This window comes from Pseudacidovorax sp. DMC4, from assembly GCF_056314265.1.
This window is the reverse complement of record NZ_JBQUYR010000008.1, coordinates 146,564-164,751: the sequence shown is the minus strand read 5'-3', so window position 1 is coordinate 164,751 and position 18,188 is coordinate 146,564. Positions and strand designations below refer to the sequence as shown.

Annotated in this window: 20 protein-coding genes; 14 read left to right on the top strand and 6 right to left on the bottom strand. The window is 69.2% G+C overall.

Annotation, left to right across the window (positions count from 1 at the left end; translation table 11 throughout):
- Nucleotides 1-161: 161 nt before the first annotated feature.
- Complete coding sequence (locus tag ACT54X_RS16480; RefSeq protein WP_476347520.1) at nt 162-1,400, top strand: CaiB/BaiF CoA transferase family protein; 1,239 nt, start codon at nt 162-164, stop codon at nt 1,398-1,400.
- Here ACT54X_RS16480 and ACT54X_RS16475 read toward each other — a convergent pair.
- Nucleotides 1,371-2,102, bottom strand: a complete 732-nt coding sequence (locus tag ACT54X_RS16475) for a GntR family transcriptional regulator (RefSeq protein ID WP_294371142.1) — start codon at nt 2,100-2,102, stop codon at nt 1,371-1,373. The genes ACT54X_RS16480 and ACT54X_RS16475 overlap by 30 nt on opposite strands.
- 137 nt (nt 2,103-2,239) lie before the next feature.
- On the opposite strand from ACT54X_RS16475, the gene ACT54X_RS16470 reads away from it, so the two are divergent.
- From ACT54X_RS16470 to ACT54X_RS16425, 10 genes are all read left to right on the top strand, one after another.
- A complete protein-coding gene (locus tag ACT54X_RS16470) occupies nt 2,240-3,091 on the top strand; it encodes an SDR family NAD(P)-dependent oxidoreductase (RefSeq protein ID WP_294371138.1) in 852 nt (283 codons plus the stop codon).
- Between the two features lie 37 nt (nt 3,092-3,128).
- Nucleotides 3,129-4,337: an ABC transporter substrate-binding protein gene (locus ACT54X_RS16465; RefSeq protein WP_476347519.1), complete on the top strand. Its 1,209-nt coding sequence runs from the start codon at nt 3,129-3,131 to the stop codon at nt 4,335-4,337.
- Between the two features lie 70 nt (nt 4,338-4,407).
- Nucleotides 4,408-5,310 (top strand): branched-chain amino acid ABC transporter permease, encoded by a 903-nt coding sequence (locus tag ACT54X_RS16460; protein WP_294371134.1) that lies wholly within the window; start codon nt 4,408-4,410, stop codon nt 5,308-5,310.
- A complete protein-coding gene (locus ACT54X_RS16455; RefSeq protein WP_476347518.1) occupies nt 5,307-6,299 on the top strand; it encodes a branched-chain amino acid ABC transporter permease in 993 nt (330 codons plus the stop codon). The genes ACT54X_RS16460 and ACT54X_RS16455 overlap by 4 nt, the downstream gene beginning before the upstream one ends.
- Complete coding sequence (locus ACT54X_RS16450; protein ID WP_476347517.1) at nt 6,296-7,132, top strand: ABC transporter ATP-binding protein; 837 nt, start codon at nt 6,296-6,298, stop codon at nt 7,130-7,132. Before ACT54X_RS16455 ends, ACT54X_RS16450 begins: the two co-directional genes overlap by 4 nt.
- Nucleotides 7,125-7,844: an ABC transporter ATP-binding protein gene (locus ACT54X_RS16445; RefSeq protein WP_476347516.1), complete on the top strand. Its 720-nt coding sequence runs from the start codon at nt 7,125-7,127 to the stop codon at nt 7,842-7,844. The genes ACT54X_RS16450 and ACT54X_RS16445 overlap by 8 nt, the downstream gene beginning before the upstream one ends.
- A 37-nt stretch (nt 7,845-7,881) precedes the next feature.
- Nucleotides 7,882-8,634: an SDR family NAD(P)-dependent oxidoreductase gene (locus ACT54X_RS16440; RefSeq protein WP_476347515.1), complete on the top strand. Its 753-nt coding sequence runs from the start codon at nt 7,882-7,884 to the stop codon at nt 8,632-8,634.
- Between the two features lie 14 nt (nt 8,635-8,648).
- On the top strand, nt 8,649-9,386 hold the full coding sequence (locus ACT54X_RS16435; RefSeq protein WP_476347514.1) for an SDR family NAD(P)-dependent oxidoreductase: 738 nt from the start codon (nt 8,649-8,651) through the stop codon (nt 9,384-9,386).
- Nucleotides 9,383-11,110 (top strand): FAD-dependent oxidoreductase, encoded by a 1,728-nt coding sequence (locus tag ACT54X_RS16430; protein ID WP_476347513.1) that lies wholly within the window; start codon nt 9,383-9,385, stop codon nt 11,108-11,110. Before ACT54X_RS16435 ends, ACT54X_RS16430 begins: the two co-directional genes overlap by 4 nt.
- On the top strand, nt 11,107-11,724 hold the full coding sequence (locus ACT54X_RS16425) for a glutathione S-transferase (protein WP_476347512.1): 618 nt from the start codon (nt 11,107-11,109) through the stop codon (nt 11,722-11,724). Before ACT54X_RS16430 ends, ACT54X_RS16425 begins: the two co-directional genes overlap by 4 nt.
- Before the next feature lie 32 nt (nt 11,725-11,756).
- Here the strand turns inward: ACT54X_RS16425 and ACT54X_RS16420 are convergent, their stop codons facing one another.
- On the bottom strand, nt 11,757-12,104 hold the full coding sequence (locus ACT54X_RS16420) for a DUF3140 domain-containing protein (RefSeq protein WP_476347511.1): 348 nt from the start codon (nt 12,102-12,104) through the stop codon (nt 11,757-11,759).
- Nucleotides 12,105-12,108: 4 nt separating this feature from the next.
- On the bottom strand, nt 12,109-12,318 hold the full coding sequence (locus ACT54X_RS16415; RefSeq protein ID WP_114803656.1) for a hypervirulence associated TUDOR domain-containing protein: 210 nt from the start codon (nt 12,316-12,318) through the stop codon (nt 12,109-12,111).
- A gap of 125 nt (nt 12,319-12,443) precedes the next feature.
- On the opposite strand from ACT54X_RS16415, the gene ACT54X_RS16410 reads away from it, so the two are divergent.
- The 3 genes from ACT54X_RS16410 to ACT54X_RS16400 are packed head-to-tail and all read left to right on the top strand — an operon-like array spanning nt 12,444 to nt 15,219.
- Nucleotides 12,444-13,103, top strand: a complete 660-nt coding sequence (locus tag ACT54X_RS16410) for a DUF1345 domain-containing protein (protein ID WP_294371106.1) — start codon at nt 12,444-12,446, stop codon at nt 13,101-13,103.
- A gap of 39 nt (nt 13,104-13,142) precedes the next feature.
- The gene (locus ACT54X_RS16405) at nt 13,143-13,820 is read left to right on the top strand and encodes a response regulator (RefSeq protein WP_294371104.1); all 678 of its coding nucleotides are present in this window, start codon (nt 13,143-13,145) and stop codon (nt 13,818-13,820) included.
- Nucleotides 13,810-15,219, top strand: coding sequence for a sensor histidine kinase (locus tag ACT54X_RS16400; protein WP_294371102.1), 1,410 nt, complete (start codon nt 13,810-13,812; stop codon nt 15,217-15,219). Before ACT54X_RS16405 ends, ACT54X_RS16400 begins: the two co-directional genes overlap by 11 nt.
- Here the strand turns inward: ACT54X_RS16400 and ACT54X_RS16395 are convergent.
- The 3 genes from ACT54X_RS16395 to ACT54X_RS16385 are packed head-to-tail and all read right to left on the bottom strand — an operon-like array spanning nt 15,201 to nt 18,188.
- Nucleotides 15,201-16,730: a tripartite tricarboxylate transporter permease gene (locus ACT54X_RS16395; RefSeq protein ID WP_294371098.1), complete on the bottom strand. Its 1,530-nt coding sequence runs from the start codon at nt 16,728-16,730 to the stop codon at nt 15,201-15,203. The two genes, ACT54X_RS16400 and ACT54X_RS16395, sit on opposite strands and share 19 nt — an antisense overlap.
- Nucleotides 16,730-17,176 carry a tripartite tricarboxylate transporter TctB family protein gene (locus ACT54X_RS16390; RefSeq protein WP_294371096.1) on the bottom strand — a complete coding sequence of 149 codons (447 nt, stop codon included), beginning with the start codon at nt 17,174-17,176 and terminating at the stop codon, nt 16,730-16,732. The genes ACT54X_RS16395 and ACT54X_RS16390 overlap by 1 nt, the downstream gene beginning before the upstream one ends.
- 31 nt (nt 17,177-17,207) lie before the next feature.
- Nucleotides 17,208-18,188, bottom strand: a complete 981-nt coding sequence (locus ACT54X_RS16385; RefSeq protein WP_476347510.1) for a tripartite tricarboxylate transporter substrate binding protein — start codon at nt 18,186-18,188, stop codon at nt 17,208-17,210.

The window sequence follows — 18,188 nt, the reverse complement described above, 5'->3', positions numbered from 1 at the left end:
GTTCTCGCGATGGGGCGCCGCTTCAGCACGTCGATGACGATGTGGGTGTCCAGCAGATGGTCGTCCCGCCTTTGGGAAAGGGCAGCCTTGCCTGCCCGGCAAGGCTGGATTTGCACGAAAGCAATTCCGGCGCAGGGTGGCGCGCTTCCAGAATCCAGCCCATGACGACCCATGACCAAGCCCCGGACCCGACTTCCTCCCGCGCCGCCGACCGCCGGCCCGCCGGCCCGCTGGAGGGCGTCCTCGTGGTGGCCCTGGAACAGGCCGTGGCCGCCCCCTACTGCAGCAGCCGCCTCGCCGATGCAGGCGCCCGCGTCATCAAGATCGAACGCAGCGAGGGCGACTTCGCCCGCGGCTACGACCGCACCGTGGGCGGGGAGTCGTCCTACTGGGTGTGGATCAACCGGGGCAAGGAATCCATCGCGCTCGACGTCAAGAAGGCCGACGACCTGGCCCTGCTGGAGCGCCTGCTCGCCCGCGCCGACGTGTTCATCCAGAACCTGGCGCCCGGCGCCACGGAGCGCCTGGGCATCGGCTCGGCCACGCTGCGCGAGCGCCACCCGCGCCTCATCACCTGCGACATCACCGGCTACGGCGACGAGGGCGCGCTGCGCGAGCTCAAGGCCTACGACCTTCTGGTCCAGGCCGAGAGCGGCCTGGTGTCGGTGAGCGGTGCGCCGGGCGAATGGGGCCGCATCGGCGTGTCGCTGTGCGACATCACGGCGGGCATGAATGCGCTGATCGGCGTTCAGCAGGCGCTGATGCAGCGCGAGCGCACCGGCGAGGGCGCGGCGGTCAAGGTGTCGCTGTTCGGATCGGCCGCCGAGCTGATGAGCGTGCCCTACCTCCAGACCCGCTACGGCGGCAGCGCGCCCCAGCGGGTGGGCCTCAGGCATCCGACCATCGCGCCCTATGGTGCCTTCCGCTGTGCCGATGGCCGCGACATCGTGCTGTCGATCCAGAACGAACGCGAGTGGGCCGACTTCTGCCGCACCGTGCTGCAGCGGCCCGAGCTGCTGCAGGACCCGCGGTGCGCCGGCAACGCGGTGCGCGTGGCCAACCGGGCCTATGTGGACGGCGCGGTGGCCGAGGTGTTCGCCGCCCAGACCAGCGAGGAGATGCGCCGGCGCCTGAGGCAGGCCCAGACGGCCTACGGCAGCATCAATTCGGTGGACGACCTGATCGCCCACCCCCAGCTGAAGACGCGGCCCATGGCCGTCAACGGCATGACGGCCCAGGTGCCCGCGTCGCCCTGGTCGGTGCCTTGGGAGGCGGAAGAGTTTGCGCCCGCGCCGGCGCTGGACGCGCAGGGCAGTGCGATCCGCAGCGAGTTCGGGGACGCCGCTGCGACTGCGGACGCCTCGCCCGTCTCAGCCGGCGCCCGGGGCGCCATCGTCTGAACGGCGCGAAGGGCGCAGCCCCGGCGCGTCCTTGCCGGCGTCGAGCAATGCCTCGTAGTTGCGACGGAGGATGAGGCCGGCGTAGTAGACGTGCTCGCGCATCAGCTGCTCGGCACGCGCGGCGTCGCCGCCGATCACCGCCTCGACGATGCGGTGATGGTCGCCGTGCGAGCGCAGGATGATCGGATGGTCGTCCCACAGGATGATGCGGTCCGACGCGAAAGGGATGTTCTGCGCCTGCTCGGCGAAGCGGCAGACCCAGTCGTTGCCCGAGGCCTCGAGCAGCGTGTCGTGGATCTCGACATTCATCCGCTGGTAGGGCTCGTGGTCCGCCGGCTCCAGCCTGCCCTTGGCCAGGATCGCGTCGCCGATGGCCAGGTTCTCGCGCAGGCGGCCGACCTGTGCGGCGTCCAGGCCGCGCTGGGCCGCATTGCGGCAAGCGAGCCCCTCCAGCACCGACCGCACCTCGTAGGCCGCCGCGATCGCCTCCAGGTCGAAGCCGCGCACCACATAGCCGCGCTTGGGCTGGTGGTCGATCAGGCCCTCGCTGGCGAGCGTGGCCAGTGCCGCGCGCACGGGCGTGCGCGACACCTGCAGCTGCTGTGCAAGCGGCAGTTCCTCCAGCCGCGTCAGGGGCTTGAACTGGCCATGGAGGATCCAGTCGCGGAGCGTGTCCGTGACGTTCTGCGCCAGCGTCTTCATCGGAATACCCCCTGTTTCTAGTCGGCATTGAGTATACATGTGAGGCCTAAAACGCCAATTAAACGGGTTAACCCGGACGTTCTATTCGTGTCAGGTATACATAATCCGCCGCCTGTGATGATCCGACGGAGACAACGTTGAACGATTCCCCGGCCACTGCGCCGAATTGGCTTGGCCTGACCGACCGCGTCTGCGTGGTGACCGGCGCCGCCGGCGGCATCGGCACCGAGGTGGCGCGGCAACTGCTGGGCGCCGGTGCGCGCGTGGCCCTGCTCGACCTCGACGGTGCCAAGGCGGCCCGCGCGCTGGACACGCTCGGCGCCCCCGCCGGCCGCGCCATCGCGTTGGCCTGCGATGTGAGCCGCGAAGCCAGCGTGCAGGCCGCGGCCGAGGCCGTGCACCGCCAGCTTGGGCCTGCGCAGGTGCTGGTCAACAACGCCGGTGCGCTGTACGCGGGCGCGTTGCTGGACCTGCCCATCGACCGGTGGAACCAGCTGCTGGCCGTCAACCTGGGTGGCTACCTGCTGTGCGCCCAGCAGTTCGGCCGCCAGATGCGCGAGCAGGGCGGCGGGGCGATGGTGCATGTGGGCTCCGTCTCCGGCAGCGTGCCCCAGCCCTTCAGCGGTGCCTACAGCGTCAGCAAGGCTGGCGTCGCCATGCTGTCGCGCCTGCTGGCGGTGGAGCTGGCCGAAAGCCGCATCCGCAGCAACCTCGTCAGCCCCGCCATGATCCGCACCCCCATGAGCGAGGGCATCTATGCCCAGGACGCCGTGCGCACGCTGCGCGAGCGCATCGTGCCGGCCGGCCGCATCGGCACGCCAGCGGACATCGCGCAGGCGGTGCTGTTCCTGGCCAGCGACCAGGCCGCCTATGTCAATGGCCAGGAGATCCTGGTCGACGGCGGCCTCACCCAGACCTGGCTGGGCCTGATCCCCCGGCCCGGCTTCCAGAAAGAGGACGCCGCAGCGCCTGCCGCCGTGCAGGCCTGACGCCGCGTTCCGCCCCATCCATCCCAAGGAGACACGCATGACCCCCCTGTTCAAGAGACTGCTTGCCGCCGCGCTCACGGCCGCGGCTTTCGGTGCCCAGGCGCAGGCCGAGCCCGGCCTGACCGACAAGACCATCCGCATCGGCATGTTCGGCCCGCTCTCGGGCAACTCGATGGCCTACGGCTTCGACGTCATCAATGCCGCCAAGATGTACTACGACAAGGTCAACAAGGAAGGCGGCATCCACGGGCGGCAGATCGAGCTGGTGGTCGAGGACGACCGCTGCAATGCCAACGACCTGCTGGCCGCGGTCAAGAAGCTGACCGAGCAGGACAAGGTGTTCCTGCTCAACGGCGGCTCGTGCTCGGGTCCGGTGGTGGGTGCGCGCGAGTACGTGGAGCGCTCGCAGATCCCGATGATCATGCTCAACGCCTCGGGCGATGGTGCGCTGTATCCGCCGTCCAAGTACATCTACGGCGCCTTCTCGATCTCGCAGCGTGCGGTGGGCGGCTCCATGGTGCAGTTCGCGGCGGAGCACCTCAAGGCCAAGAAGATCGGCTACCTCAATCACGACGACGCCTACGGGGGATGGAACCTGGAGGCCGCCGAATTCCAGGCCAAGAAGGTGGGCGCCACGCTGCAGGTGCAGTCCATCAATCCCAACATCACCGACGTGACGGCGCCGATGCTCAAGATCCGCGCCGCCAACCCCGACGTGCTGCTGGTCACCACCTACGCCCGTCCCGTGAGCCTGCTGGTCAAGAAGGCGCAGGAGCTGGGCTGGAACAAGCCCATCGTGATCGCCGTCAACGGCACGGCCGACCTCAAGCAGCTGGTCGAGAACGTGGGCAGCAAGGAGGCCTTCAAGAACGTCTACCTGCAGGAGGTGATGCTGGACGTGGCCGGGGGCGACAAGCTCAAGTGGGTGTACGACATGTACAAGCAGTACTACCCCGAACTGGCCGCCAAACCCGGCTATCCGCAGACCTACATGCCCTACGGCATCCCGTCGGCGATGGCCGTGGTCAATGCGCTGAAGGCCGCCGGCCCGCAGCCCACGCGCGAGAAGTTCCTGGATGCCATGTCGAAGACCAACTTCGACTCCAAGGTGATGGCCGGTCCCATCGTCTTCACGCCGTCGGACCATGCGGCGCAGAAGTCCGCCATCTACCTGAAGTTCGACGGCGAGAACAAGACGGTGGTGCCCGGCAGCTACGCCAGCGCCTGGACGTACCAGCCCAAGTGAGTGCACCGCATCGCCACCCACGGCCGCCCCGCGGGGCGGCCCGCCTGCAGTCGACGCACAAGGTCCACGCATGAGCCTCGATGAAATCTGGCTGTTCCTGCAGCAGGGTCTGCTGTCGGGCCTGGTGACCGGCAGCGTGTACGCGCTGCTGGCGCTGGCCATCGTTGCCATCTTCAAGACCACCGACGTGCCCAACTTCGCCCAGGGCGAGATGTTGATGATGGCGGGCTACGTCGCCCTCAGCCTGCTGCTGCTGGTCAAGCTGCCCTATGCCGCGGTGATCCCGATCACGCTGGTCGCCATGGCGGTGGGCGGGGCGCTGTTCCAGCGCGTGGTGATGGAACGCGTCACCCGCTCGCGTGGCGTCGGCGTGCAACTGGTCATCGCGACGCTGGGCCTGGCCTACCTGCTCAAGGGCCTGGTGCGGCAGACCGGCCTGGGCGACACGCCCCGGTCGCTGCCGGCCCTGGTCTCCAACGACACGGTGATGATCGGCGACGCCGCGCTCACGCACCTGGACATCGCCATCTTCGGCGTGGCCGTGGCGGTGATGCTGCTGATCTACTTCATGTTCACGCACACCCGCATCGGCAAGGCCATGCGCGCGGTGGGCATGAATCCCAAGGCGGCGCAGATCGTGGGCATCCGTCTGTCGAGCATCCGCATGATGGTGTGGGCGCTTGCGGGCCTGATCGCCGGCATCGCCGCGCTGCTGATCACGCCGAAAGTGCTGGTCACGCCCGACATCGCGCACATCGCCATCCTGGCCTATGCGGCGGCCATCGTCGGCGGCTTCACCAGCCTCCCCGGCGCCGTGCTGGGTGGCCTGCTGATCGGCGTGGTCGAGAACATGGTGGGCCTGTTCATCTCGACGAACGCCATCGTGGTCGCGCCCTTCCTGGCGATCCTCGTGACGCTGATCGTGCGGCCCCAGGGCCTGCTCGGCGGCAAGGTGCAGGTGAAGAAAGTATGACGCCCCCCACCCGACGTTTCCCCCTCGACGCCTGGGCGCTGGCCGTGCTGGCCGTCGTGCTCTGTGCGATTCCCTTCTTTGCCAGCGGCTACGTGCTGTACGTGGTGAACCTGCTGATGGTCTTCGTGATCCTGGCGCTGGGCATGCACGTGGTGATCGGCGAGGCCGGGCAGTTCGCCCTTTCGCACACGGCCTTCTACGGCATCGGCATCTATGTCGCCGGGCTCATCAACACGCACTGGCATCCGCCCTTCGTGCTGTCGATCCTGGCCGGTGGCCTGGTCGCGGCGGCCCTGGGCTATGTGATCGGTCTGCTGGCGCTGCGCATGCGCGACATCTACCTCGCGCTGGCCACCTTCGCCTTCGGCGAGGCCATGCAGTGGGTGTTTCTCAACTGGGAGTCGGTGACGGGTGGCTCCAACGGCATGCGCATGCAGCCGGCACAGATGCTGGGCCTCACGCTCACCAACGACCTGCAGGCCTACCCCTTCGTGGTGGGCATCGCGGCCTTGATGCTGGGTGTGACGGTGTGGCTGTCGCGCTCGCAGTTCGGCTCGGCCCTGCGCGCGGTGCGCGAAAGCGACGTTGCTGCGATGGCCATGGGTATCGATGCGCGGGCGATGAAGCAGTCGGCCTTTGCGGTGTCGGCCGCCTTCGCCGGCATCGCGGGCGGCACCTACACGCTGTTCATCTCCTTCATCCATCCGGAGAGCCTGGGCTTCCAGACCACGATCCTCATCCTCACGATGGTGGTGGTGGGTGGCATCGGCTCGGTGCGCGGCGCAGTGGCCGGCGCACTGGCCTTCGGCATCATCTCGGAGATGCTGCGCCAGGCACTGTCGATCCAGGAGATCCTGTATGGCGCCATCCTGCTCGGTTTCATGATGTTCAAGCCGCGCGGGCTGTTCGCCGATGCGAAGAAGCGCGTCGCCCGACCGCACGCGCAGGCGGCCGCCGGCGCTGCCGCACTCAAGGGCGGTGCCGCATGAACGCCCTGGTCATGGACGCCGGGCTGCAGGCCCAGGCCCCCACACGGTCCGCCGGCGCGCAGCCGGCGGCGACGGCGCAGCCCTTCCTCGACGTGCGCGGCATCACCGTGCGCTTCGGCGGCCTGACGGCAGTGAACAACCTGTCGTTCCAGGTGGCGCAGGGCACGGTGCATGCGCTGATCGGTCCCAACGGCGCCGGCAAGTCGACCACCTTCAACTGCATCTCGCGCTACTACCAGCCCACCGAGGGCGCCATCGTGCTCGATGGCGTGGACGTGAGCCGGGCGCGGCCGCACCAGATGGCCGGCATGGGCGTGGCCCGCACCTTCCAGAACCTGGAGCTGTTCGGCGAACTGAGCGTGTACGAGAACGTGCTTCTGGGCTGCCATTCGCACAGCGCCCGCGGTCCGCGTGCGCTGCTGCGCCGCCCCACGGGCGAGACGCGCGACCTGGTCGACAGCCTGATCGAGCGCGTGGGCCTGACGCACGACCGCGACACCGTGGCGCGCGAACTCGACTTCGGCCACCAGAAGCTGCTGGAGCTGGCCCGGGCGCTGGCGCTCAAGCCGCGCCTGCTGCTGCTGGACGAGCCGGCCGCCGGCCTGCGCAACCGCGACATCGAGAGCCTGGACCATCTGCTGTCCGACCTGGCGCGCCGCGACGGCATCACGGTGCTGCTGGTGGAGCATGTGATGCAGCTGGTGATGTCGATCTCCGACCGCATTACCGTCATGTCCTTCGGCGAGAAGATTGCCGAGGGCACGCCGGCCGAGATCGGCCGCAACGAGCGCGTGATCGAGGCCTACCTCGGCAAGGGAGCGGCGAATGAGTGAGTGGATGCTCGAACTCAAGGGCGTGAGCGCCGCCTACGGCGCCATCCAGGCGCTGCAGGGCGTGTCGCTGCGCGTGCGGCAGGGCGCCATCGTGGCGCTGCTGGGCAGCAACGGGGCCGGCAAGAGCACCACGCTCAACGCGATCTCGCACCTCATCGAGCCGTCTGCAGGCGAGATCCTGTTCGACGGCGAGCCCATCCGCCGGCTGCGCTCGGACGAGATCGTGCGCCGCGGCCTGGTGCAGGTGCCCGAAGGGCGCGAGGTGTTCAAGGACATGAGCGTGCGCGAGAACCTGGAGCTGGGCGCCTACCTGCGCCGGGCGCGCGCCGAGATCGCGCAGGACCTGGAGCGCGTGTTCCAGACCTTTCCGCGGCTCAAGGAGCGCAGCGAGCAGAAGGCTTCGACCCTGTCGGGTGGCGAGCAGCAGATGCTGGCCATCGGCCGGGCCCTCATGGCGCGGCCGCGCATGATCCTGCTGGACGAGCCGTCGATGGGCCTGTCGCCGCTGCTGGTGGAGCAGATCTTCGAGACCATCCAGCGGCTCAACCGCGAGCAGGGTCTGACCATCCTGCTGGTCGAGCAGGACGTGCGGCTGGCGCTGCGGGTGGCCAGCCACGCCTACATCCTGGAGAACGGCGAACTGAGCCTGGAAGGGCCCTCGGACCGCCTGCTGACCGACCCGGCCGTGCGCCGCGCCTACCTGGGCGTCTGAGCGCCCGAGCGTCCTTTCATCCAACAACGACAACGACATGGACCTTCTCGACGACAAGCTCGCCCTCATCACGGGCGGCGGGGGCGGCCTCGGCCGCGCCATGGCCCTGGGCTTTGCACGCCACGGTGCCCGCGTGGTGGTGGCCGATCTCGACCTGCCGCGTGCCGAGGCCGTGGCGGCGGAGATCCGCGCGGCCGGCGGCACCGCCTGGACCGAGGCCATCGACGTGACCGACCGGGCCGCCACCGCCGCGTTGGCGCAGGGGCTGGAGGCCCGCATCGGCCCCATCGACGTGCTGGTCAACAACGCCGGCATCTCCGGCCGGGCGCGCATCGACGATCCCCAGGCCGCCGACGTGTGGGACCGGCTCATCGACGTCAATCTGCAGGGCCTGTTCAACGTCACGCATGCCTTCGTACCGGCGCTCAAGAAGACGCGCGGCTGCATCGTCAACCTGTCGTCCATCGTCGCCTTCGTGAGCGGCATCTCCTCTGCGGGCTACATCGCGTCCAAGGGCGCGGTGCGCTCCTTCACCCAGGCGCTGGCACGCGATCTGGCGCCGTACGGCGTACGCGCCAATGCCGTGGCGCCGGGCCTGATGCTGACCGAGATGGTGCGGCCCCAGCTGGAGGTGCCGGGCGGCACCGACTGGTACATGGACCGCGTGCCCATGAAGCGCGGTGGCGAGCCGGAGGAGATCGTGGGCCCGGTGGTCTTCCTGGCCTCCTCCATGGCCAGCTATGTGAATGGCGCCGTGCTGCCGGTGGACGGCGGCTTTCTTTCGGCATGAGCAGGAGTGCATCGATGAGCGACGACCGACTTCCCCTGGCCCTGGTCACCGGCGGTGCCAGCGGAATGGGCCTGGCCACCGTGGAGCGGCTGGCCCGTGACGGATTCCGGGTGGTGATGGTGGACCGCGCGGCCGAGCTGGTGGCCCAGGAGGCGGGCCGGCTGGCCGCCGAGGGCCTGGCCGTGGAAGGCCGGGTGCTGGACCTGACCGACGAGCCGGCCGTGCGTGCGCTGGTGCAGTCGCTGGGGCCGGTCACGGCCCTGGTCAACAACGCGGGCGTGTTCGACGAGCGCAGGTTCGGCGAGGTGAGCAGTGACGACTTCCGCCGCGCCTACGAGGTGAACCTGATTGCGGCCGCGACGCTCACGCAGGAGGTGGCACGCACCATGCCCGAGGGCGGCCGCATCGTGAACATCGCCTCGCGCGCCTACCTGGGTGCGCGCAACCATCCGCACTACGTGGCGTCCAAGGCCGCCATCGTGGGCTACACCCGGGCCAGCGCCATGGAGCTGGCGCCGCGTGGCATCCTGGTCAATGCCATCGCGCCGGGGCTGATCGACACGCCCATCCTGCGCGCACTCACGCCCGAGCGGCTGGCCGCGCAACTGGCGCTGCAGCCCACCGGCAAGGCCGGCCGGCCGGAGGACATCGCCCAGGCCGTGTCCTTCCTCGTCTCGCCGCAGACCGGCTTCATCACTGGTCAGGTGCTGTTCGTGGACGGTGGCAAGTCGCTCGGAGGGTCCGGCGCATGAGCGGCGTCACTGCACCGACGTGGGACGAAGAGGTCGACGTGCTGGTCATCGGCAGCGGCGCCGCGGGCATGAGTGCGGCGCTGGGCGCCAGCGTGGGCGGCTGCCGTGTGCTGCTGGTCGAGAAGACCGAGCGCATCGGCGGCTCCACCGCGGTGTCGGGCGGCGCCGTGTGGGCGCCGCTCAACAGCCAGAGCGCGGGCGCCGGCCATCCGGACGACTTCGACAAGGTGTGGACGTACATGCGCCACACCGTCGGCGACGCCGCGCCGGCCGAGATGCAGGAGGCCTTCCTGCGCGCGGCCGGTCCGGTGATGGATGCGCTGGCGCAGCACACGCAGGTGCGGCTCGCCGCGCGCACCCATTCGCCCGACTACTACCCCGACCGGCCCGGTGCGGCGATGGGCGGGCGCTCGCTCGACCCGCTGATGTTCGACGGCCGCACCCTCGGCGCGCACTTCAAGGAGCTGCGCGATCCGCTGCCCGAGTTCATGGTGCTGGGCGGCATGATGGTGACGATGACCGACGTGAAGCACCTGCTGGCCGTCACCCGCTCGTTCACGGCCTGGAAGGAGGGCGTCAAGCTCGTCCTGCGCTACGTCGGCGACCGTCTTCGCGGCTATCACCGCGGCACGCGACTGGTGCTGGGCAATGCACTGGCCGGGCGCCTCTTCCGCTCGGTGCTGGACCGCGGCATTCCCTACTGGCTGCGTGCGCCGCTGGTCTCGCTGCAGGTGGATGAGGGCCGCGTGGTGGGGGCCTGCATCGAGCGCGACGGGCGGGCCACCTGGGTTCGGGCGCGCCGCGGCGTCGTGGTGGCCACGGGCGGCTTCCCCTGGAATGCGGCGCTGCGCGAGCGGCTGTATCCCTCGCCCACCGGGCCCTGGTCGATGGCACCGGCGGGCAATGCCGGCGACGGCATCACGCTGGCCCAGGCGGCCGGCGCCACCATGGGGACGGGGCATTTCAGCCCGGCCTTCTGGGCGCCGGTGTCGATCCTCACCCGGCCGGACGGCACGCAGGTGCGGTATCCCCACCTGGTGTGGGACCGGGCCAAGCCCGGGCTCATGGCGGTGAATGCCGCGGGCCGCCGCTTCGTCAACGAATCGACCTCGTACCACGAGTTCGTGCTGGCCATGTACCGCTCGCATGCCGAGGTGCCGAGCCTGCCGGCCTATCTGGTCTGCGACAGCGACTTCATGGAGCGCTGGGGCCTGGGGCTGGCGCTGCCGGGCGGGCGACCGCGTGACCACCTCGTGCGCGCGGGCTACCTGGCCAAGGCAGACACGCTGGAGGCGCTGGCCGCGCAGATCAAGGTCGACCCCGCCGCGTTGCGCGCCTCGGCCGAGGCCTTCGACCAGGCCGGTGTGAATGGAGTGGATCCGGAATTCGGCAAGGGCAGCACCGCCTACAACCGCTACCTGGGTGACGCGGAGCACCAGCCCAACCCGTGTCTGGGCCGGCTGCGCCAGGCGCCGTTCTACGCCGTGGCCGTGGTCGCCGGCGACATCGGCACAGCCTGCGGCATCCGCTGCGACGCCAACGCTCAGGCCCTGTCGGCCGATGGCACGCCTGTGTCCGGCCTGCACGTGGTCGGCAACGACATGCACTCGGTGATGGGCGGGCAGTATCCTGCGCCCGGCATCACGCTCGGCCCGGCGCTGACCTTCGGCTGGCTGGCCGGCCAGCACCTGGCTCACACCCTACCTGCGGAGTCCCACGCATGAAGATCCTGTTCTCGCCCTTCTCCCCCTATGTGCGCAAGTGCCTGGTCACCGCGCACGAACTCGGCCTGGATGGGCAGATCCAGCTGCTGCCTTCCAACGCGCATCCGGTCCAGCGCGACCAGGCCATCATCGGCCACAACCCGCTCGGCAAGGTGCCCACGTTCTTCACCGACGACGGTCAGGTGCTCTACGACAGCCGGGTGATCTGCGAATACCTCGACACACTGGCAGGCCGTCGGCTGATCCCCGCCTCGGGCGCAGCGCGCTGGACCACGCTTACGCTGCAGTCGCTCGGCGATGGCATGCTGGACGCGGCACTGCTCGCGCGCTATGAAGACGTCGCGCGGCCCGAATCGATCCGCTGGCCGGAATGGCGGGCCGCACAGCTCGACAAGATCGAAACCTCGCTCGCCCACCTCGATGCTCATCCGGACCTGCTCGCCGGCCGCGTGGACCTGGGCGCGCTCACCGTGGGCTGCGCGCTGTGGTATCTGGACCTGCGTTTTCCGGAACTCGGCTGGCGTGAGCGGCATGCACCCACCGCCGGCTGGTACGAGGGCTTCCGCCAGCGTCCCAGCATGGCGGCGACCTGGGCGTGTGACGCCGAAGGCTGACGACTTCGGACTGTCGGCTGGTTAAGGCCGGCTCAGTGACGCATGGGATCGTGTCCCCAGTTCATCAGCGACTGGCGCCACGGCGTGTCGCGCACCGACCCGTGGGGACGCTGCGCCAGGTGCCGCTTCACATAGCCCACCACTTTGCGCATATGCGCCACGTCGCCAGCGGTCAAGTCGTCCGTCTTCTTGTGCAGCAGTCGCACGATGCGGCGGCCGGAGCGGTGGCCTACGGACTCACCCCCTGCGGCACCCTTGAAGCCGACGGTCTTCGACGCTTCCGTCTCCAGCCACTTCTCCAGCTGGGCCGGCGTCATGTTCACGGCATGCTTGAACGCGCGCACGATCTCCGAGACGTCCTCACTCTTCGGCTGCGACATCGGCTCAGGCCTTCTTCAGCGCATCGGCATGGTGGATCGCCTTCTTGCCGGTCTTGCTGCTCTTGACCTCGTACTGAGGGTGGGCCGGTGAGGCCTTGGCTTCGTGCCCTGCCACATGGGCGGTGTGCGTGACCTTGCGCACCACCTTGCCGGTGGTCTGCCCCTGGGAGGTGTCCCATTTCACCTTGTCGCCCGTCTTGAGGCTGGATGTCATCGTGTCGCTCCTGAAGTGATGATCGGCCTGCAACCTATCAGCGAGGCTGCGCCCTGGTGTAGGCCGGCGCGCCGAGCGCGCCGCGGGTCAGATGGGCGGCAGTCGGCGCCCGCTAAAGTGGCCGCATGCGACGGCACTTTCAACATGTCAACGGCACCCAGCGACTGACCTACGGCGGCCTGGCCGGCCTGAGCGTGGCAGGCCTGTGCATGGCGGGCGGCATGGCCGCACGGCCCGCCAGCCTGCTCGGCTGGTGCGCCGCGGTGGCCGCCTACCTGGGCTGGGCCACCTGGCAGGCGCGCATCTTCGACGCGGCGCAGGTCAAGGCCCGGGCCCGATCGCTCGATCCACCAGGGCCGATCATCCTGGCCATCGTTTCGGCCGCCATCATCAGCAGCGTGATCGCCATCGGTCTGCTGCTGCAGCAGGTCAAGCAACTCGGCGGCGTGGAGCGCGGCGCGCACATCGTGCTGGGCATGGTCGCGCTGGCCGGCTCGTGGCTGATGATCCACACCGTCTACGCCTTCCACTACGCGCACCGCTACTACCGCGACGACGGCACGCCCGACGAGGGCGGGCTGGACTTTCCGGGCAAGGCCGACCCGGACTACACCGACTTCATGTACTACGCCTTCGTCGTCGGCATGACCTCGCAGGTGTCCGACGTGCAGGTCACCACGCGCGAGATGCGGCGGCTGACGCTGTTGCACAGCGTGCTGTCCTTCGGCTTCAACATGGTGGTGCTGGCGCTGTCGATCAATGTGGCGGCGGGGGTGATCCAGTAGGGCCTGCGCCTGGACAATGGCAACTTCGAGAGGGCAAGCATGAAGTTGTTGTTGGCAGAGGACGAGGCGGCGCTGGCCGACTGGATGGTGCGCGCGCTCACGCAGAGCGGCAGTGCGGTGGACTGGGTGGCCGACGGGCGGCTGGTCTCCCGCGCGCTGCGCGCCGAGCGCTACGACGCGCTGATCCTCGATCTGGGCCTGCCCGGACTGGACGGCGAGGACGTGCTGGCCAATCTGCGCGAGGACGACGAGGCACTGCCGGTACTCGTTCTCACGGCGCGGGACACGCTCGCGCAGCGAGTGTCCACGCTGCGGGGAGGCGCCGACGACTTCATGGCCAAGCCCTTCGAGATCGAGGAGTTGGAAGCGCGCCTGCTGGCGCTGGTGCGCCGGGCGCGCAGCCGCGAGCCGGCCCGGCCGAGCTGCGGCTCGCTCAGCTTCGATCCGGTCGGCAAGCGGTTTCAGCTGGGTGCGGAGTCCCTGACCCTCACACCGCGCGAACACGCACTGCTGAGCGTGCTGATCCGTGCGCCGGGTCAGCCGGTGGGCAAGGCCGAGCTGATGCAGCAGGTGTTTCCTGGCGACGCCGAGGTCAATCCGGAAGCCGTGGAAGTGATCATCCACCGGCTGCGCAAGCGCCTGAGCGGCAGCGATGTGCAGGTGACGACGATGCGCGGACTGGGCTATGTGCTGGAGGCGGTCGGCCATGCGCCTTGATGCGCTGCACCGTACCAGCCTGCGCCGCACGCTGACCGTGGTGCTGCTGGCGGGCGTGCTGGCCGGCAGCGTGCTGCAGGTGCTCGCCACATGGCGCACGGCCGATGCGGCGGTGAATGCGGCCTTCGACCGCTCGCTGTACGGCGCCATCCGCGCCATCGACGCGAGCATCTCCACCGAGAGCGGCGGCATCGGCGTGGAGCTGCCCTATGTGCTGCTCGAGTTCTTCGAACTGACGGCCAGCGGCCCGGTGCATTACCGGGTGGCTACCGAGGATGGGCTGGTGGAGATCGGCAGCCCCGACATCCCGATGCCGGACGAGCCCACGGCGCTGCGCACCCCGCACTTCCAGACCGTGGACTATGTCGACGGCCCGGCACGCGTGGGCACCTACGTGCGGCCGCTCGACGAGCCGGCGAGCGGCAACATCGTCATCCAGGTGGCCGAATCGCTGGCCTCGCGCACAGAGTTCAGCCGGCAGTTCATCCTCCAGGCCGTCATCCGCGACGTGCTGCTGGCCGTCTTGGCGGCGGCCATGGTTGCGATGACCGTGAGCTGGTCGCTGCGGCCGCTCAAGCAACTGCGCGAAGGCGTGCAGGCTCGTCAGGCCGACGACCTCTCGCCCATCGACACCGCGCGGGTGCCGGTGGATGTGCTGCCGCTGGTGCAGGCGACCAACGACCACCTGGGCCGCTACCGCACGCTGCTGGCCACGCAGCGGCGCTTTCTCGACGATGCCTCGCACCAGCTGCGCACGCCGCTGACCACCTTGCTGACCCAGGCCGGTTATGCGCTGCGTGAGCCGGACGACCGGCGCGTGCGTGAAGCCATGGAGGCCATGCGCGTCCAGCTGCGGGCCATGATCCGGCGCGTCAACCAGCTGCTTGTGCTGGCACGGGCGGACACCTCGCCGCTGCAGTCCGAGCGCACCGACCTGGCGGGGCTGGCGGGCGAATTGGTGCGCAGGCTATGGCCCGTTGCACGCCGCAACGCGGTGGACCTGGGGCTGGAGCACGATGGTGCCCCGGTGATGGCGCTGGCGCATGCAGGCCTGGTGCAGGAAGCGCTGTCCAACCTGGTCGACAACGCCCTGCGCCACACGCCGGCCGGCGGCAGCGTCACCGTCGGCGTGCGGGCCGAGACGGGAGGATGCTGCATCGAGGTAACCGACGAGGGGCCGGGCATCCCTGAGGATGAACTGCCGCTGGTGACCCAGCGCTTCTTTCGCGCAAGCAATGCCCTGGGTGCGGGCACCGGGCTGGGACTGGCCATCGTGCTGTCCATCGCGACGCGGCTGCACGGCCGCCTGGAACTGGCCCGCGCGCCGGGGGGCGGGCTGCGGGCCAGCCTGTGGCTGCCGGCCGCGCAGCCGCGCGTCGATCAGGCAGCCGGTGCCTGACCGAGCGCTGCGGCACGTCGCCGCGCGCGTTGCTGGCGCAGGCGCAGCAGCGGTGGCACCACCAGCATCAGAGCCGCGCAGATCCACAGGCCCAGAGAGATCGGGCTTTCCACCAGGATGGCGGTGTCGCCCTGGGTGATGGAGAGCGCGCGGCGCAGGTTCTGCTCCATCAGCGGCCCGAGCACGAAGCCGAGGATCAGCGGTGCCATGGGCACGCCCTGCTTGCGCAACAGGTAGCCGGCCACGCCGAGCACCGCCATCAGCACCAGGTCGAAGGTGGTGGCATGCACCGCATAGACGCCCACGGTGCTCACCGTCAGGATGGCCGGCACGAGCAGCCAGTTGGGCACCGACAAGAGCTTGGTGAACAGCCCCACCATCGGAATGTTGATGACCAGCAGGATAACGTTGGCCAGGAACAGCGAGGCGATGAAGCCCCACACCAGGTCCGGCTGCATGCTGAACAGGGCCGGTCCGGGCGTGATGTTGTAGAGCGCCAGCGCGCCCATCATCACGGCGGTGGTGCCCGAGCCGGGCACGCCGAGCGTCAGCATGGGCACGAAGGAGCCCGTGGCCGCGGAGTTGTTGGCTGCCTCCGGTGCCGCCACGCCGCGGATGTCGCCGTGGCCGAAGGTGCCTTCCTTGTCGAGGAGGCGCTTTTCCATGCTGTAGGTCATGGCGCTGGCCACCGTGGCGCCCGCGCCGGGCAGGATGCCTACCACGAAGCCCACCACGCTCGAGCGCAGCGTGCTCACCCAGGTGTACTTGACCTCGAACCAGTTGAAGAGCTTGCGGCCGGTCTGGCGCACCATGCCGCCGGTGCTGTGGTGGGCCTCCAGCATGAGCAGGATCTCGCTGATCGAGAACACGCCGATCACCACCACCACGAACTGCACGCCGTCCGACAGGTGCACGTCGCCACCGGTGAAGCGGTAGATGCCCGAGTTGGAGTCCAGCCCCACGCAGGACAGCGCCAGCCCAAGGATCGCGGCAATGCCGGCCTTGACCGGCGCATCGCCCAGCAGCCCGGTGATGCAGGCGAAGGCAAAGCACATCAGCGCGAAGTACTCGGCCGGGCCGAACGAGATGGCCCATTGCGCCAGCAGCGGGGCCAGCATCACGATGCCGGCGGTGGCGATCAGCGAGCCTACGAAGGAGCTCCAGGCCGAGATCGACAGCGCCACGCCGCCCAGCCCTTTGCGGGCCATCGGGTAGCCGTCGAGCGCCGTCATGATCGCGCCCGCATCGCCGGGGATGTTCAGCAGGATCGACGAGATGCGCCCGCCATATTCGCAGCCGATGTACACGGCGGCCAGCAGGATCAGCGACGTCTCCGGCGGCAGCTTCATGGCGAAGGCCAGAGGCATCAGGATGGCGACGCCGTTGATCGGCCCCAGCCCGGGCAGCAGGCCGACCACGGTACCGATGAAGGCGCCCAGTGCCGCCGTGATCAGGTTGACCGGCGTGAAGGCCACGCCGAAGCCGCTGAGCAGGAAGTGCAGCGTCTCCATCAGAGGGCTCCCAGCACCGGCGCCAGCCAGCCCATCGGCAGCACCACATCGAGCAGCCGGTCGAACATGTAGAAGGCGCCGGCCCCCAGCACTGCGCCGGCGGCCAGGCACTTCAGCGGCTTGCCGCCGAAGGCCATGCCCACGGGCACCGCCACCAGCATGGTCGCCAGCGCGAAGCCCAGCACCTCGAAGCACAGGGCATAGGCAAAGACAGCGCCCAGCACTACCGCCACCTGCTTCAGCGGCAGGCCGCGATAGTCGGTCGCATCGGCCGAGGGCTTGATGGCCAGCCACAGGCCCGCCACGGCCAGCAGGCCGGCCAGCAGCATCGGAAAGGCCCGCGGGCCCACGGGTTCATAGGAGATGTCGGCCACGTAGTGGCGTGCGGCGAGGGCCATGACGGCCGCCACCAGCACGCACGCCACGCCAAGGATTCGGTCGGTCATGCGTCGGTCGCTCGTGCGCTGTGCGCGGTGTTCAATTCGCGACCTTCAGCCCGAAGTCCTCGACCAGCTTGCGGTACTGCGCCACCTGCTGCTTGACGTAGCCGTCGAGCTCGCTGCCCACGATGGCCAGCGGGAACAGGCCACGCTCGTCGCGCAGCTTCTCGTAGGCGGGCGTGGCCGTCATCTTCGAGAAGGTCTGGGCCCAGGTGTCGTAGTCGGCCTGGCTCACCTTGGGGCCCAGGTAGAAACCGCGCACGATGGGCCATTGGATGTCCGCGCCGGCTTCCTTGGCCGTGGGCACCTTGGCGAACTCGCCGGGCAGGCGCTTGTCGGACATGACGGCCAGCACGCGCACCTTGGTGCCGGCCTTGGCCTGTTGCAGCGTCTCGGCCGCATCGCCGGTGAACACATGGATGTGGCCGCCCTGCAGCGCGGTCATGGCCTCGCCGCCGCCTTCGAAGGCCACAAAGCGCATCTGGCGCGGGTTGACGCCCGCGGCGCGTGCCAGCAGCGCGGCCTTCATCCAGTCCTGGCTGCCGATGGTGCCACCGGCACCGAGCACAACCTTCGACGGGTCGGCCTTCATGGCGGCCATCACGTCCTGCAGGGTCTTGTAGGGCGAGTTCTCGGCCACCACCACGGCGCCGTAGTCGGTGCCGATGGCCGCGAGCCACTTCACGTCGTTCTCGGAATATCGGCCGAACTTGCCTTGCGCGAGGTTGAGCAGCGAGCCGCCCGAGAAGGCCACGATGGTGTTGGCCGCATCGGGGCGCTGCGCGATGACGGTGTTGTAGGCCACCGCACCGATGCCGCCGGGCATGTAGGTCACGCGCATCGGATCGGCGATGTACTTGCCCTCGAGCAGGCCGCTTTGAACCAGCTTGCAGGTGAGGTCGAAGCCGCCGCCCGGCTTGGCCGGTGCGATGCACTCGGTCTTGTCGAGCGGGCCGGCCAGGGCCGCCGTGGCCGCGGCCATCAGGACGAGGGACAGGGAAAGAGGACGAAAAGCCAT

What these genes read in the sequence shown, in the direction of transcription:
- ACT54X_RS16455 (WP_476347518.1), top strand. Translation starts at nt 5,307, where the DNA reads ATGACGCCCCCCACCCGACGTTTCCCCCTCGACGCCTGGGCGCTGGCC.
- ACT54X_RS16430 (WP_476347513.1), top strand. Translation starts at nt 9,383, where the DNA reads ATGAGCGGCGTCACTGCACCGACGTGGGACGAAGAGGTCGACGTGCTG.
- ACT54X_RS16475 (WP_294371142.1), bottom strand. Translation starts at nt 2,102, where the DNA reads ATGAAGACGCTGGCGCAGAACGTCACGGACACGCTCCGCGACTGGATC.
- ACT54X_RS16435 (WP_476347514.1), top strand. Translation starts at nt 8,649, where the DNA reads ATGAGCGACGACCGACTTCCCCTGGCCCTGGTCACCGGCGGTGCCAGC.
- ACT54X_RS16390 (WP_294371096.1), bottom strand. Translation starts at nt 17,176, where the DNA reads ATGACCGACCGAATCCTTGGCGTGGCGTGCGTGCTGGTGGCGGCCGTC.
- ACT54X_RS16445 (WP_476347516.1), top strand. Translation starts at nt 7,125, where the DNA reads ATGAGTGAGTGGATGCTCGAACTCAAGGGCGTGAGCGCCGCCTACGGC.
- ACT54X_RS16450 (WP_476347517.1), top strand. Translation starts at nt 6,296, where the DNA reads ATGAACGCCCTGGTCATGGACGCCGGGCTGCAGGCCCAGGCCCCCACA.
- ACT54X_RS16480 (WP_476347520.1), top strand. Translation starts at nt 162, where the DNA reads ATGACGACCCATGACCAAGCCCCGGACCCGACTTCCTCCCGCGCCGCC.
- ACT54X_RS16460 (WP_294371134.1), top strand. Translation starts at nt 4,408, where the DNA reads ATGAGCCTCGATGAAATCTGGCTGTTCCTGCAGCAGGGTCTGCTGTCG.
- ACT54X_RS16420 (WP_476347511.1), bottom strand. Translation starts at nt 12,104, where the DNA reads ATGTCGCAGCCGAAGAGTGAGGACGTCTCGGAGATCGTGCGCGCGTTC.
- ACT54X_RS16465 (WP_476347519.1), top strand. Translation starts at nt 3,129, where the DNA reads ATGACCCCCCTGTTCAAGAGACTGCTTGCCGCCGCGCTCACGGCCGCG.
- ACT54X_RS16400 (WP_294371102.1), top strand. Translation starts at nt 13,810, where the DNA reads ATGCGCCTTGATGCGCTGCACCGTACCAGCCTGCGCCGCACGCTGACC.
- ACT54X_RS16410 (WP_294371106.1), top strand. Translation starts at nt 12,444, where the DNA reads ATGCGACGGCACTTTCAACATGTCAACGGCACCCAGCGACTGACCTAC.
- ACT54X_RS16440 (WP_476347515.1), top strand. Translation starts at nt 7,882, where the DNA reads ATGGACCTTCTCGACGACAAGCTCGCCCTCATCACGGGCGGCGGGGGC.
- ACT54X_RS16385 (WP_476347510.1), bottom strand. Translation starts at nt 18,188, where the DNA reads ATGGCTTTTCGTCCTCTTTCCCTGTCCCTCGTCCTGATGGCCGCGGCC.
- ACT54X_RS16395 (WP_294371098.1), bottom strand. Translation starts at nt 16,730, where the DNA reads ATGGAGACGCTGCACTTCCTGCTCAGCGGCTTCGGCGTGGCCTTCACG.
- ACT54X_RS16415 (WP_114803656.1), bottom strand. Translation starts at nt 12,318, where the DNA reads ATGACATCCAGCCTCAAGACGGGCGACAAGGTGAAATGGGACACCTCC.
- ACT54X_RS16425 (WP_476347512.1), top strand. Translation starts at nt 11,107, where the DNA reads ATGAAGATCCTGTTCTCGCCCTTCTCCCCCTATGTGCGCAAGTGCCTG.
- ACT54X_RS16405 (WP_294371104.1), top strand. Translation starts at nt 13,143, where the DNA reads ATGAAGTTGTTGTTGGCAGAGGACGAGGCGGCGCTGGCCGACTGGATG.